Origin of the sequence: Peribacillus sp. NPDC058075, from assembly GCF_042885195.1 — a bacterium.
Taxonomy (GTDB): Bacteria; Bacillota; Bacilli; order Bacillales; family DSM-1321; genus Peribacillus.
Map to the genome: position 1 here is coordinate 1200225 of NZ_JBHVSL010000001.1, position 13843 is coordinate 1214067.

Genomic DNA, 13843 nt, shown 5'->3' on the forward strand with positions numbered 1-13843 from the left:
TTGACAGCCATCCATCGTTTTATACTTATTCTGTATAAATAGGTCATTTCATCAGTACACGTATCCCCTTTTTTTCATAGTCTGTAATGGTAAGACTAAACTTATCATGATGAAAGGGGACGTATTATAAATGTATTTTCGTAATTGTGGAGGAAATAACCCCAATGTAATGGGCACATCCAATGTAATGGGCACATCCAATGTAATGGGAGCATACGGGAACGCACCTGGAGTAATGGGCGCATCAACTGGTAAAAACTCCAACGTAATGGGAGCGTCTACTGGTAAAAAATCTAACGTAATGGGAGCCTATAGTCCAACGGCTGTGTCTCCAGCGCAATATGGTCCATCGGCTGTGTCACCAGCGCAATATGGTCCAACACAAACATCTCCATCTCAAGTTGCCCCAGCGCAAGTCTCTCCAACACAGCAATTTGTCAATACGAATGTTTCGAACACAGTGATCCCTGTCGTTCATCCATCACATACTACAAATGTCAATAAACATGTGAACACGTTTAAGCATTATTTCCCGCATACTCAATCCGTGGTGAACGAGTGCTATAATCAACACTTGATTTGTGGAAGGCCGCCGCACAACCCATGCTGTCCGCCTAGGCATTTCGGATACTAAAAAATAAGGGCTTATTAAGCCCTTGTTTTCTTATATAATCATGTCATGTTAAAGGAGATTAGCCAAGAGATGAAGGTTTTGTATATGACGGGCTACAAGGCTTTTGAATTCGGGATATTCAAAAATGACCATGATGCCGTAAAATATATAAAGAAAGCGATGAAGCAGCGTCTCCTGCCATTGGTGGAAGACGGGCTGGAATGGGTGATCATCTCAGGTCAATTGGGTACGGAACTATGGGGTGCCGAAGTGGTGTTCGAATTACAGGAAGAATATCATCAGCTTAAATTAGGGGTGCTTACTCCTTTCCTGAAACAGGAAGAGTCATGGAACGAGACGAATCAAGAATATTACCGATCCATATTGGCCCGTGCCGATTTTGTTGAGTCCATTTTCAACAAACCATATGAAGGGCCACAACAGCTGAAAACCAAAAATAGGTATATGGTCCATAAAAGCGATGCCATACTCATCATTTTCGAAGCTGAAAAAGAAGGATCAGCCCGATATCCTTATTTCGAGGCGATGAAAAAGGCGGAAACACAGCCTTACCCCATCTTTCAGATAAACTTTGATGATCTGCAACTGGCTGCGGAAGAAGCCAGCTGGTCCGAAGAATGATGGAGTGAAAATAATTATGGATTAAAAGTTGTTTCTAAAGCATAATCATATTATGATGAAATTTAGATACAGATTTAATGGGATTACATAACGTTCTCTGAAACAGTAAGCTTACAAAATGGTGTTTCGTTGACAAACCCAAGCAGATTTGAAAAAATAATAAAAAGTCGATTGTATTGGCGAAAGTATTGAGGTGAAGTCTTATGCTATCAGATAAGATAAAATTAACGGCTAAAGATATTCTTGAAAAAGATTTTAAAACAGCCATGCGCGGTTATAAACCTGAAGATGTGGATCAATTCCTGGATCTGATCATTAAAGATTATGAAGTGTTCCATCAGGAAATTGAAGATCTAAAACAAGAAAATCTTAAATTGAAAAAACAAGCCGAAGAGAGTACAAAACGTCCAAATCAACCTGCACCAAGTGCCACTCCGGGAACCACTAACTTTGACATTCTTAAACGGTTATCCAACTTGGAAAAGCACGTTTTTGGTAACAAGCTTTTTGACTGAGATTTTGCATTGTAAAAGTGAAAGTGATTTTGGTATTGAGTTTTCGTGAATAATGGAGTATAATCAATTATGTTATGTTAACGTTTGGGTAATTGCTGCTGCATTTATGCAGTAGAGGAAAGTCCATGCTCGCACGGACTGCGATGTCCGTAGTGTTCGTGCCTGGCGAAAAAATAAGCTTGGGCAGCAATCTTGGATTGCTGACGGCTGGGAAAATGCCTAAGTCCTTTTGGATATGGCATGAATACCTATAAAAGTGCCACAGTGACGGAGCCTTTACAGAAATGTAAAGGGTGGAACGAGGTAAACCCCACGAGCGAGAAACCCAAATTAATGGTAGGGGCGCTTTCTTCCTTGGAATTGAACGAGGAGAAGGACAGAAGCACTTGCTTCTGTAGATAGATGATTACCGCCGAAGTACGAGACGCGAGTCGCTTGCAGTACTGAGGAACAAAACATGGCTTACAGAACGTTATCATATAACACCAAAAGCACAACTCTCCTTTTAAAAGGGGAGTTTTTGTTTATGGAGAATGCTCTTCTATAAAAAGATCGGGCATTTCCATTTATTTTTCGTTTTCTGTAACACGGCTGTGTTAAACTTAAAACTTGGCATTGCGTTCGAATGATTAGGAAAATGGCTTACATGAAGTCTGTCGGTAACGTTTTTAAAAATAGTGTTGGAATGTTAAGCATTTCTTTGATTCTGGGTATCCTATTTATAAAGGTACCTTAACGCTTCTGTTAGCCCCAAAATGAAGGAATCAAGACAGAACTTCAAACTTCAGGATAATGGATGGGAAGCATACATAATTGGTTGGATGTTTTAATTCCAAGGTGTATTTAAGGTACAAGGATCATTGAGTAAAGCTATACTTCACGGTGATTAATACGCTGCATGATCGGCTAATTGATATATAAAAACGCGGTGGACCATAAGGTTTACATGTAAAAAATCAATGCCTGATTCTAAATACATAAAGGAAAGAAATTCGGGAAAAAGTGCCATTGATTTGGATTAATGGAAAGAAGGTGCAGGATTAATGAAACAATTCGATATAATCGCTACATCAGCAATGGGATTGGAATCAATTGTTGCCAAGGAAGTGCGGGATCTTGGTTACGATTGTCAAGTCGAAAATGGTAAAATCACCTATAAAGGGGATCAATCCGCCATTGCCCGCTCTAATTTATGGCTGCGCAGTGCCGATAGGGTGAAAATTAAAGTCGCGGAATTCAAAGCATATTCATTTGATGAGTTGTTTGAAAAAACAAAGGCCTTGAATTGGGAGGATTTCTTATCAGCCGATGTCGAGTTTCCCGTGAGTGGAAAATCCGTTAAGTCAAAGCTATACAGTGTCCCTGATTGTCAGGCTATTGTAAAAAAGGCGATTGTTGATAGATTGAAAAGTAAATATAAGCAAGTATCTTGGTTTGCGGAGACAGGACCTTTGTTTAAAATTGAAGTGTCTATTTTAAAAGATGTAGTGACACTTACCATAGACACTTCAGGTGCAGGTTTGCATAAACGGGGGTATCGTACAGGGCAGGGAGAGGCGCCCCTAAAAGAAACATTGGCGGCTGCGTTAATCATGCTGACCAATTGGAAACCGGATAAACCTTTTATAGATCCATTTTGTGGATCTGGAACGATTCCCATCGAGGCGGCCTTAATTGGGCAGAATATAGCACCTGGGTTTAATAGGGAATTCGTTTCCGAAACCTGGTCATGGATGGACAGCAAGGTTTGGGATGAAGCGCGGATTGAGGCTGAAGATTTAGCTGACTATGATCAATACTTGGACATAACCGGATGTGATATTGACCATCGAATGGTCGATATAGCTAAGGCGAATAGTTTTGAAGCCGGTCTTGGTGATCTAATTGATTTCAAACAAATGCAGGTGAGGGATATCTCGACCAAGAAAGAGTATGGTGTCATTGTCGGGAACCCTCCTTATGGAGAACGTCTTGGTGAGAAAAAAGAGGTAGAGCAGATGTATAGGGAAATGGGCCAGGCCTTCAAGAAGCTTGATACATGGTCGGTATACATGATTACCTCCAACCCTGACTTCGAACAGCATTACGGTAAGCCTGCAACGAAAAAAAGGAAATTGTTCAATGGTTTCATCCGTGCCGACCTTTATCAATATTGGGGGAAAAGGCCGCCAAGGCAGCCTCAAGGTGAATGAGTAGGTAGAATATAATGGAGGATTTTGTTAGTCAGGACGATTTATTCATAATAGGTTCCAGTCTTGCTTATCATTTCCTTTTCTGTTATTATAATAATGAATTATTTTTGTTCAGATTTAAGGAATACCTTAATATTCTTTTGAGCAAGGATAGTAATATAATGTGTGGAGAACACACTAGGAGGCAACAAAAATGGAACAAGGTAAAGTAAAATGGTTTAACGCAGAAAAAGGTTTTGGATTCATCGAACGTGAAGGTGGAGACGATGTATTCGTACATTTCTCAGCTATCCAAGGCGAAGGTTTCAAAACACTTGAAGAAGGCCAAGACGTTACATTTGATGTAGAACAAGGTCAACGTGGACCACAAGCATCAAACGTAAACAAAGCTTAATTCAACCTTATATTATTTACAGACAGGCTCTCTTGGAGCCTGTCTTTTATTTTACGAATCGGGCAACCGGACAGCATACATACATATTGCCTTTCATTCTTATAATAGGTAAATATCTTGACTACTAATGTGAAATAAAGGATAATATACTTTTGCCTAAGATAATAATGATTCGGATTCTATATAATGATGATAGATAAAAGGGGAGACCATGATGCTTAAAACACTGCCTTTTTCGGTAACAAAGGAAGATTCTTTTTACGATAAGCTTTCAGAATGGATCGGTGATGTTTTTTACGATATTCTTCCCGAAAAAGGATTTGAGCTGCGTGACGAACAAATCTTCATGGCTTTTCAGTTAGAAAAAGCCTTCAAAGAAAAAAATGTAAGTTTTGCTGAAGCAGGGGTAGGGACCGGTAAGACTTTGGTCTATTTACTATATGCGATTTGTTATGCGAGATATACGAATAAACCGGCAATTATTTCATGTGCAGATGAAACGTTGATTGAACAGCTTGTCAAAGAGGAAGGCGACATCCAAAAAATCAAGAATGCTTTAGGTATTGAAGTGGATGTTCGGCTTGCCAAATATCACGATCAATATGTATGTCTTAAAAAATTGGATTATGCTGTGAATCATGAGGATTCAGAGGGGATAGATCAGCTCTATGATGAACTTCCCAAGTTTGTTCATGATAACTCATCCATGAACGCCTATACAGCATATGGGGACCGTAAACAGTATCCATATTTAAATGATGAAGACTGGTCTAAAGTTGGCTGGGATCAGCTTCAAAACTGTTTTACTTGTGATAAACGCCATCGTTGTGGGCAAACCCTATCACGGGACCATTACCGAAAATCAAGTGATTTGATCATTTGTTCACATGACTTCTTCATGGAGCATGTATGGACTAAGGAAAAGCGTAAGCGTGAAGGTCAGTTACCATTACTGCCTGATCATAGCTGCGTTGTCTTTGATGAAGGTCATCTTTTGGAATTTGCTGCTCAAAAGGCTTTAACTTATAAAGTTGGGGAACAAACCCTTGCTTCGGTTCTGGAATTGCTTACAGCTAATCAGGTTCGTGAAGAAACTTTATACATCATCGAGGACTTAATTGATATCAATGAAGAATTTTTTGATTTGTTGGATGAAAAAGCGATACATGTCAGCGGATCTAATCGTTATGAAATCCCGATGTCAAAAGAAATAACAAGCTTTGCCCAAAAGCTTCATAAAAAGGTTGAAGAGTTAGAGGAGAACCTTGTTTTTGAAGCGGAAATGTACACGATCAATGATTATGATCTAAAAGTGACGGAAGAGTATTTAGAGCAGCTGGGCTACTCCCTTTCTCTATTTGTGAAGGATGAACAGGCCGTTTCCTGGTTTGAAGAAAATGAAATGACCAAAACATTGGTCATCATGCCAAGGCTTGTGCAGGATATCTTGTCTGAACAGGTATTCTCGAAAAAAATCCCTTACATTTTTTCATCGGCAACATTATCGGATAATAAATCCTTCCAATATATTGCAGATAGTTTAGGGATAGAAAAGTATGACAGCTTTTCCGTTGAATCACCATTTGATTACGACGAAGTCATGAAAATGAACATGCCGGTCTTCGAAAATGGAAATCAATTGGCAAAACTTCAATATACAATGAAGACAATTGAGGAAAATGAAGGTCGAACACTAGTGTTATTCCATTCAAAAGAAGAATTGCAATGGTTCAAGGAAAACTGCCCAATATCATCTTATCCATTTTATTTTGAAGGGGAAGCGGAAATCAGTGAGCTTGTTAAGAAGTTCCAAGAGGATGAGCAATCTGTCCTTTTCTCCTATCATTTATGGGAAGGTCTTGATGTTCCAGGACCTTCATTACAAAATGTAGTGATACACTCGCTTCCATTCCCGCCTCGCGATCCGGTTTTCGAAGCCAAACGTAACTCGGTTACCGATTCATTCGAAGAAGTGGATCTTCCATACATGCTCCTTCGATTGCGCCAGGGAATAGGGCGTTTGATCAGGACGAGCAATGATACGGGAACCGTCCAGATTTTGATTGAAAAGGATCTTTCGGAACATGTGAAAGAGAAGATTGTATCCATTCTTCCTGTCACGATTTAAATAAAACCCGATCTAAAATGAGAGCCAAGGGAACCCCTTGGCTCTTATTTATTTGAATTTATTAATCGGAGTGGTTCTGAAATGAAAGTCTTTTGTATAATATGGTAAAGTGTAGTTGGAAGGAGCAGTGAATATGAAAAAAAAGAGTATAGAACTGATAGAAAAAGAGTTTAAAGAATATGTAAAGAAAATCTCGGCTTTTAATGAAGCTCTCGCGTTAATTTTTTGGGATTTGCGTACAGGTGCACCTAAAAAGGGAGTTGAGCAGCGTTCCGAAGTTATCGGTATGCTTTCCTCCGAAGTTTTCAATATGAGCACAAGTAAGGAAATGGAATCCTTCATTGAAGAACTTTCGATGGATGAAGCCATTCTTAGTGAATCGATGAATAAGATGGTACAAGAGTGTAAAAAAGAGTTTGAAAGGAATAAGAAAATTCCTGCGAACGAATATAAGGAATTCGTCATTTTACAATCGCGTTCTGAAAGTGCATGGGAAGAGGCAAGGGAAAAAGCTGATTTTTCTTTATTTCAACCTTATCTGGAGCAAATTGTAGCATATACCCGTAGGTTCGTAGAGTACTGGGGATATGAAGGGACGAAATATAATACCCTTTTAAACATATATGAACCAGGCATGACTGTAGACATACTTGACAGCGTATTCAGTGAGCTTCGGTCGAGGATCGTTCCCTTGGTGAAACAGATTGCAAAAAGCGAACATAGACCGGAAACAGCGTTCCTATATAAAGAATTTCCAAAAGAAAAACAGCATCAACTCAACTTGGAAATTTTAAAACAGCTAGGATACGATTTCAAGGCAGGCAGGCTTGATGAAACAGTTCACCCTTTTGAAATTAGAATAAATAGGGGCGATGTCCGGGTGACGACCCGATACGATGAAAATGATTTTAGGGGGGCAATCTTTGGTACCATTCATGAATGTGGACATGCCATTTATGAGCAGAATATCGCCGAAGAGCTAACCGGAACACTTCTCGATAGCGGGACATCCATGGGGATCCATGAATCACAATCTTTGTTTTTCGAAAACTTCATTGGACGGAACCATAGCTTTTGGAAAAATAAATTTTCCTTATTAAAAGAATATGCTCCCGAACAATTCCAAGATGTGTCGCTGGATGAGTTTTACCGGGGCATTAACGAATCAAAACCATCGTTCATCCGTATTGACGCAGATGAACTGACGTATCCTCTACATATTATGATTCGGTATGAGCTGGAAAAGGCCCTCTTTAATGGGGAACTTGAAGTGAAGGATTTACCGCAAGTCTGGAATGAAAAATACAAGGATTATTTGGGAATTGCACCTGAAAATGATGCAATGGGCGTGTTGCAAGATGTACACTGGGCAGATGGCAGCTTTGGCTATTTCCCTTCTTATGCATTGGGATATATGTATGCAGCCCAATTCAAGCAATCGATGCTTAAGGATTTGCCTGATTTCGATGAACTGTTGGAAGCTGGTGAAATTGAACCAATCAGGAAATGGCTTAATGAAAAAATACATAAATACGGAAAAACAAAAAAGCCGCTGGAGATTTTGAAAGAAACGACAGGGGAAGGCCTGAATGTCCAGTATTTAATAAATTACCTTGAAAATAAATATAAAGAAGTTTATAAAATCAAATGAATCAAAGAAGAAGGACTTGGATTAAATCTCAGCCCTTCTCAGTTTGTAGACAAGAGGGTTCGGAATTAAAAAATTCCGGACCCATTTTTAAATTCCATATAAATTTCTGCTTAAAGTTATGAGATTGGGCTCAGTGGCTCAAAGATATGAGTCCAGGGGAGACACCGCAGGCGCAAAGGCGCCGAGAAGGCTCCCGGACCGCCCGCGGAAAGCGAGTGGCTGAAGAGGAAATCAACGGTCTAATTGACAAACCATAAAAAAGAAGAAGGACTTGGATTAAAACTCAAGCCCTTCTTCTTTTTTATGGTCGCTGCAAAAACGCATGGTATAATACCAGTAAAATGGAATATGATGTTTTTTTGATAGGAAATCCAGGTTATTTAGGTTTTTGATTTCGCAATTTTCTAATAATACGAATAATGATTTATTTTTTTAATTTAAAGTTCGGTTTTTATCAAAAATTACTTTTCAAATAGAGCCAGCGTTGATATAATTCATATATTAATAACATATTAAGTTTCACTCGTATAATAGCAGGGATATGGCCTGCAAGTTTCTACCGGATTACCGTAAATAATTCGACTATGGGTGAGTAATAGATCTTGTTGCGTAAATGAAGGCCTTTGCTTATTCATTTTTCATTCATGCCCAAGAAGTATTGCTTCACTCCAAAAAAGTGCCGCAATGTTTCTTGGGCTTTTTTATATGCCGGGAAATAATTGTGTGGTTTATGGATCAATAAACATCCAAGATTGGGAGGAACCTTCATGCAACTTTTAAAGGAAAAAATCTTGTCCGAGGGTCAAGCTTTATCAGAAGATATTTTAAAAGTAGATTCATTCTTAAATCATCAAATGGATCCTATGCTAATGAAAGAAATTGGTAAAGAATTCGTTAAACGTTTCGAACACAAGGAAATCACGAAAGTGCTGACAATTGAATCATCAGGCATTGGTCCTGGTTTGATGGCTGCTTTGGAATTGGAAGTTCCGCTCATTTTTGCCCGTAAACGTAAATCACTTACTTTAACAAATGATTTAGTGACGGCTTCCGTTCATTCCTTTACAAAAAAAGAAACCAATACCATTACGGTTTCCAATAAATATATTGAAGCTGGAGATAAGGTTTTGATCATCGATGACTTCCTTGCGGTCGGACAGGCAGCCAGGGGCTTGGTGGAAATCTGTAAGCAGGTTGGAGCAGAAGTGGCTGGAATCGGCATCGTGATTGAAAAAGCATTTCAAAGTGGTGGTAAGGATCTTAGGCAACAAGGTTTCCAAGTGGAATCACTTGCACGAATTGCTGAGTTGAAATTCGGTGAGATAACTTTCGCTGAGGAAAAGGAAGGAGCATCCGTCAATGTCTAATCAGTCACCATTAAAAGTTGCATCCTTAGGATTACAACATGTTCTCGCCATGTATGCCGGTGCAGTCGTCATTCCATTGATTGTCGGTGGGGCGCTGGAATTGACTGCAGCGCAGTTAACTTATTTAGTATCGATAGATATTTTGATGTGCGGGATAGCAACTTTATTGCAAGTGTGGAAAAATAAATTCTTTGGAATTGGGCTTCCGGTCGTCCTAGGCTGCACATTTACAGCAGTTAGCCCGATGATTGCAATTGGTACGCAATATGGAATCAACTCCATTTATGGATCTATTTTGGCGTCGGGATTGATCGTCATTATCATTAGTAAGTTCTTCGGAAAATTGGCAAGGTTCTTCCCGCCCATTGTCACTGGATCGGTCGTTTTGATTATTGGCATTACGCTCATTCCTGTTGCCATCAACAATCTTGGTGGAGGCCAGGGAGCTGCTGATTTTGGAGACTTGAACAATGTAGCGCTTGGTTTTGGAACTTTGTTATTTATTATATTCATGTATAAATTCTCAACGGGATTCTTACGCTCCATTTCTATTTTATTGGGGCTGTTAGTCGGTACCTTTGCTGCCTTTTTCCTTGGAAAAGTAGATTTTAGCTCAGTGGTCAGTGCGAATTGGCTGCATATGCCTCATTTTTTCTACTTTGGAACCCCGACATTTAACATCACGGCGATCATTACAATGACATTGGTGGCAATCGTCAGCTTGGTGGAATCAACTGGTGTTTATTATGCCCTTGGTGAAATCACGGATAAAGAAATATCAGAAGACGATCTAGCTCGCGGATATCGTGCTGAAGGTCTGGCCATCATGATTGGCGGCTTGTTCAATTCGTTTCCGTATACAGCCTTTTCACAAAATGTCGGCTTGATTCAATTGTCGGGCATTAAAACAAGGAATGTCATATACACAACAGCGGGCATTCTCATTTTCATAGGATTTGTTCCAAAAATCGGTGCTTTCACGACAATTATCCCTTCATCCGTGCTTGGCGGTGCAATGGTTGCGATGTTCGGGATGGTAATTGCCGCTGGAATTAAGATGTTGAGCAAAGTGGATTTTGCTTCTCAAGAAAATTTATTGATCATCGCTTGTTCAGTAGGTATGGGACTTGGGGTGACGGTCGTTCCTGAACTATTTGCACAAATTCCGGAAAGCTTTAAAATCTTGACGGAAAACGGTATTGTAGCCGGAAGTTTGACAGCCATTTTCTTGAATATCGTATTTAACATCATCCCTACAAAAGGGAAAGTGAAGGAAACGCATATTGAAGGGCGAAATGTAGCCTGATTAAACTAGTTTTAGTTAACTTGATAGAATCACAAATTTAATGCCCAAGATCCTCAAGAGATGAGGATTTTGGGCATTTTTTCATTTAGGCCGAATAATATCATGGATAATGAAATTGGCATTTTGTCAGATAAAAGGAAACTCTCTTCACTTTTTGAATATATTGATAGTATATGTTCAGGAAAGTAGTGATAGGGATGGAGAAAAAATATTGTATTCATTGTCGGACCATTCTAAACCAGGAGTATAGGTGCAGTGTGTGTGGAAAAGAGGAGTTTCAAAATATCATTATACAAGTGCAAAATCAATCTTCAGTAAAGAAGGAAGAATGAAAGTGCCCCTTACCGATTATAGGTAAGGGGTTTCTTGTTTCGTGATCACATTTTAATCATTAAGTTGATTTGAAGAGGAACTGCGCATTCCAATGAAATGGGTAAATGGATTTCTTCATGAAACCTATATTTTGGTATCGCCCACAATGACGGCGGGCGGTGTAATATCAATCAATGCATCCTCATCTGTTAAAGAGATGGCAATGTTACCGGCAAGCATGTTACCGAATTTTGCAGCAAAAGATTCAAGCCTAACGGCATGCCAGTCCCCCAATCATTATTCTCCCACGGATATCCCCTGTCATGCCAATAAGGATGCTAATGAATTCCTGAAGGCGTTTGAATGTCCAAAAGAAAGAACTAACGGACTTAACGGCCAGGATGATTCCATTTAACCATTTTGTGATTATTGCGATGATTTCCAATTTCGTTCCTCCGCTTCCATGGTAATGTTCTCTAATTTATCAGATTTATAGTCGTTTTTACCTAGTCAGTTAGAAGAAAAGAAAAAATATTATGAAATGCGAATAAATATAACCATATAGCTATAAAGCATAATTGATATCCGGGTGGGTATATTAACCATATCATGAATAATCAGGGGTGGAATCATGCCATATTTATTATCTGCATCACATATAAAGCTGCCACATTTACTCTCACAGGAAAAAATCATGGAATTTTCGAGAGAAATATTTGGAGCATCATTTAAGAATATAGAACGGTTACTAAAAGCCTTTAAGAATGGGCAAGTGGAAAATCGATATTTTTCAAATGATCTTGAATGGTTTAAAGAGGATCATTCTTTTGCCGATCGTAATGATTTATATATAGAGCAAGCAGTCAAGTTTGGGAAAGAAGCTATAGAAAAATGCTTAGCCAACAGAGAATTTTTAAAAGAAGAACTGCAGGCAAACGAGCTAGATGCTTTCTTCTTTATCTCAAGCACGGGTATTGCTACCCCGACCATTGATGCCAGGATAATGAATGAACTTCCATTTAACCCGCATACTAAAAGGATTCCGATTTGGGGGCTTGGCTGTGCAGGGGGAGCGAGCGGCCTATCACGTGCTTTTGAATATTGCCAAGCATACCCGACGGCGAAGGTCATTGTTTTAAGCGTGGAGTTATGCAGTCTGACATTTCAAAGGAACGATATTTCCAAAAGTAATTTAATTGGAACTTCCTTATTTTCTGATGGAGTAAGCTGTATTTTGGTTTGCGGTGATGAAGTGCAGAATGAACAGTTTTCAAAAAAAGTAAGACATTTGCAATTTTTGGATTCTCAATCTACGCTTATGCCGAAATCATTGGATGTAATGGGGTGGGACGTTAAGGATCAAGGATTATACGTGATCTTTTCGAAAGATATCCCTACAATCATCAAGGATTGGCTTAAACCGAATGTTCAAGAGTTCTTAATGGAGAATGGATTCGATCTAAGTGACATAAAAGATTTCATCGCTCATCCTGGAGGCAAAAAAGTAATCGATGCTTATCACGAAGCCCTCGGATTCGATGAAAGCATGACGGCAGAGTCAATGAGAGTATTGAGGGAATTTGGAAATATGTCCTCAGCAACAATTTTGTACGTCCTGGAGAGGTTCATGCAAAGGGGCGGGAATAAAGGTGAGGCGGGCTTGGCTGCTGCATTAGGGCCTGGGTTTTCATCTGAACTAGTGTTAATGAGGTGGACGTGATGATCTTTGCCATTTTCATTATCGTGATCGCAATACAACGCCTGGTTGAATTATATATCGCCAAACAAAATGAAAAACAGCTGAAAGCTGCAGGAGCAGTGGAATACGGTGAGTCCCATTACAGATGGATGGTTCTAATGCATCTTAGTTTTTTTATTGTTCTCATTATTGAAGTGATCATGCTTGAAAGGAATATGTCTGGACTTTGGCCAATTTGGCTGACCCTGTTTCTAATTGCGCAGTCAGGCAGGATTTGGGCAATCCGTTCATTGGGAAAACATTGGAATACAAAAATCATAGTGGTTCCTGATGCCGATGTAGTCATTAAAGGTCCTTATAAATATGTCAAACATCCGAACTATATCATAGTCGCAACTGAGATTTTAGTTATTTCCTTATTATTCAATGCATATTATACTGCTATCATCTTCAGTTTATTGAATGTCTGGATGATGACGGTAAGAATCCCGATGGAAGAGAAGGCATTGAAGGAACACACGGAATATTCTACGGTTTTTAAGGGAAAATAATAAAAAAAATTAATTTCGTATTGAAAATGATTATCGTTCGTGATAAGATTCTAAATGAAGATGAAAATTATTCTCATTCGGATCTCGATCATTTTATTTAAATAACTAATAACTAAAAGCTAAACAATATATAAGAGGATGGTGTTAGTAATGGTTTGGGTATTCATTTTATTGACAATCGCTACATATGGTTTTGTGATGAAACATGTATTGAATAATATTCAAAAACCGGCAAAGGCAGTAAAACCTTATACCGGGTCACCAATTGAAAACCGAGCTGCTTTTAACCCCACCCCTACAACCAGGTAAACATCCTGGTTTTTTTTTTGCATTCCAAGTCAATATGAATCAAACTGCTTGAATCCACCGATCGGTGGTTTTTTTTTGAACATGGACTGTAATGAATCATATAGTAAAAATAAAGCTGATGGTATGAATAACAAACGAAATCGTTTACAATAAGAATATCAAAA

Annotated in this window: 14 protein-coding genes, 1 other RNA gene and 1 riboswitch; of the genes, 13 read left to right on the forward strand and 2 right to left on the reverse strand. The window is 39.0% G+C overall.

Going from position 1 to position 13843, the window contains the following annotated elements:
- Positions 1-130: 130 nt before the first annotated feature.
- The 10 genes from ACFVS1_RS06090 (at position 131) to ACFVS1_RS06135 (ending at position 10808) form a co-directional block, all read left to right on the forward strand.
- Entirely contained in the window at positions 131-634 is a 504-nt protein-coding gene (locus ACFVS1_RS06090) for a CotD family spore coat protein (protein ID WP_352920412.1), read from the forward strand.
- Positions 635-703: 69 nt separating this feature from the next.
- Entirely contained in the window at positions 704-1255 is a 552-nt protein-coding gene (locus tag ACFVS1_RS06095; RefSeq protein ID WP_387545689.1) for an SLOG family protein, read from the forward strand.
- A gap of 203 nt (positions 1256-1458) precedes the next feature.
- Positions 1459-1770 carry a cell division regulator GpsB gene (gene gpsB / locus ACFVS1_RS06100; protein WP_061463822.1) on the forward strand — a complete coding sequence of 104 codons (312 nt, stop codon included), beginning with the start codon at positions 1459-1461 and terminating at the stop codon, positions 1768-1770.
- A gap of 80 nt (positions 1771-1850) precedes the next feature.
- Positions 1851-2240: RNase P RNA component class B (gene rnpB, locus ACFVS1_RS06105), an RNA gene on the forward strand.
- A 573-nt stretch (positions 2241-2813) separates the two neighbouring features.
- The gene (locus ACFVS1_RS06110; RefSeq protein WP_352920419.1) at positions 2814-3962 is read left to right on the forward strand and encodes a THUMP domain-containing class I SAM-dependent RNA methyltransferase; all 1149 of its coding nucleotides are present in this window, start codon (positions 2814-2816) and stop codon (positions 3960-3962) included.
- Positions 3963-4155: 193 nt separating this feature from the next.
- Positions 4156-4356 (forward strand): cold-shock protein, encoded by a 201-nt coding sequence (locus ACFVS1_RS06115; RefSeq protein WP_034307871.1) that lies wholly within the window; start codon positions 4156-4158, stop codon positions 4354-4356.
- A gap of 211 nt (positions 4357-4567) precedes the next feature.
- Positions 4568-6484, forward strand: a complete 1917-nt coding sequence (locus ACFVS1_RS06120; protein WP_387545693.1) for an ATP-dependent DNA helicase — start codon at positions 4568-4570, stop codon at positions 6482-6484.
- Positions 6485-6617: 133 nt separating this feature from the next.
- Positions 6618-8135 (forward strand): carboxypeptidase M32, encoded by a 1518-nt coding sequence (locus tag ACFVS1_RS06125; RefSeq protein ID WP_387545695.1) that lies wholly within the window; start codon positions 6618-6620, stop codon positions 8133-8135.
- A gap of 503 nt (positions 8136-8638) precedes the next feature.
- Positions 8639-8740: riboswitch (purine riboswitch) on the forward strand.
- 162 nt (positions 8741-8902) lie between these two features.
- A complete protein-coding gene (locus ACFVS1_RS06130; protein WP_352920427.1) occupies positions 8903-9502 on the forward strand; it encodes a xanthine phosphoribosyltransferase in 600 nt (199 codons plus the stop codon).
- On the forward strand, positions 9495-10808 hold the full coding sequence (locus ACFVS1_RS06135; protein ID WP_352920430.1) for a nucleobase:cation symporter-2 family protein: 1314 nt from the start codon (positions 9495-9497) through the stop codon (positions 10806-10808). Before ACFVS1_RS06130 ends, ACFVS1_RS06135 begins: the two co-directional genes overlap by 8 nt.
- A gap of 456 nt (positions 10809-11264) precedes the next feature.
- Here ACFVS1_RS06135 and ACFVS1_RS06140 read toward each other — a convergent pair whose 3' ends face one another.
- Together ACFVS1_RS06140 and ACFVS1_RS06145 are read right to left on the reverse strand one after the other, a co-directional pair.
- Positions 11265-11414 (reverse strand): hypothetical protein, encoded by a 150-nt coding sequence (locus ACFVS1_RS06140; protein WP_387545699.1) that lies wholly within the window; start codon positions 11412-11414, stop codon positions 11265-11267.
- On the reverse strand, positions 11392-11565 hold the full coding sequence (locus tag ACFVS1_RS06145) for a hypothetical protein (RefSeq protein WP_387545701.1): 174 nt from the start codon (positions 11563-11565) through the stop codon (positions 11392-11394). Before ACFVS1_RS06145 ends, ACFVS1_RS06140 begins: the two co-directional genes overlap by 23 nt.
- Before the next feature lie 186 nt (positions 11566-11751).
- Between ACFVS1_RS06145 and ACFVS1_RS06150 the strand changes: the two genes are divergently transcribed.
- From ACFVS1_RS06150 to ACFVS1_RS06160, 3 genes are all read left to right on the forward strand, one after another.
- On the forward strand, positions 11752-12840 hold the full coding sequence (locus ACFVS1_RS06150; RefSeq protein ID WP_387545703.1) for a type III polyketide synthase: 1089 nt from the start codon (positions 11752-11754) through the stop codon (positions 12838-12840).
- Positions 12840-13370 carry an isoprenylcysteine carboxyl methyltransferase family protein gene (locus ACFVS1_RS06155; RefSeq protein WP_387545705.1) on the forward strand — a complete coding sequence of 177 codons (531 nt, stop codon included), beginning with the start codon at positions 12840-12842 and terminating at the stop codon, positions 13368-13370. The genes ACFVS1_RS06150 and ACFVS1_RS06155 overlap by 1 nt, the downstream gene beginning before the upstream one ends.
- A 150-nt stretch (positions 13371-13520) precedes the next feature.
- Positions 13521-13679, forward strand: a complete 159-nt coding sequence (locus ACFVS1_RS06160; RefSeq protein WP_352920444.1) for a hypothetical protein — start codon at positions 13521-13523, stop codon at positions 13677-13679.
- Positions 13680-13843 lie beyond the last annotated feature (164 nt).

What these genes read in the sequence shown, in the direction of transcription:
- ACFVS1_RS06130 (WP_352920427.1), top strand. Translation starts at nt 8,903, where the DNA reads ATGCAACTTTTAAAGGAAAAAATCTTGTCCGAGGGTCAAGCTTTATCA.
- ACFVS1_RS06135 (WP_352920430.1), top strand. Translation starts at nt 9,495, where the DNA reads ATGTCTAATCAGTCACCATTAAAAGTTGCATCCTTAGGATTACAACAT.
- ACFVS1_RS06095 (WP_387545689.1), top strand. Translation starts at nt 704, where the DNA reads ATGAAGGTTTTGTATATGACGGGCTACAAGGCTTTTGAATTCGGGATA.
- ACFVS1_RS06150 (WP_387545703.1), top strand. Translation starts at nt 11,752, where the DNA reads ATGCCATATTTATTATCTGCATCACATATAAAGCTGCCACATTTACTC.
- gpsB (WP_061463822.1), top strand. Translation starts at nt 1,459, where the DNA reads ATGCTATCAGATAAGATAAAATTAACGGCTAAAGATATTCTTGAAAAA.
- ACFVS1_RS06115 (WP_034307871.1), top strand. Translation starts at nt 4,156, where the DNA reads ATGGAACAAGGTAAAGTAAAATGGTTTAACGCAGAAAAAGGTTTTGGA.
- ACFVS1_RS06110 (WP_352920419.1), top strand. Translation starts at nt 2,814, where the DNA reads ATGAAACAATTCGATATAATCGCTACATCAGCAATGGGATTGGAATCA.
- ACFVS1_RS06160 (WP_352920444.1), top strand. Translation starts at nt 13,521, where the DNA reads ATGGTTTGGGTATTCATTTTATTGACAATCGCTACATATGGTTTTGTG.
- ACFVS1_RS06155 (WP_387545705.1), top strand. Translation starts at nt 12,840, where the DNA reads ATGATCTTTGCCATTTTCATTATCGTGATCGCAATACAACGCCTGGTT.
- ACFVS1_RS06125 (WP_387545695.1), top strand. Translation starts at nt 6,618, where the DNA reads ATGAAAAAAAAGAGTATAGAACTGATAGAAAAAGAGTTTAAAGAATAT.
- ACFVS1_RS06120 (WP_387545693.1), top strand. Translation starts at nt 4,568, where the DNA reads ATGATGCTTAAAACACTGCCTTTTTCGGTAACAAAGGAAGATTCTTTT.
- ACFVS1_RS06090 (WP_352920412.1), top strand. Translation starts at nt 131, where the DNA reads ATGTATTTTCGTAATTGTGGAGGAAATAACCCCAATGTAATGGGCACA.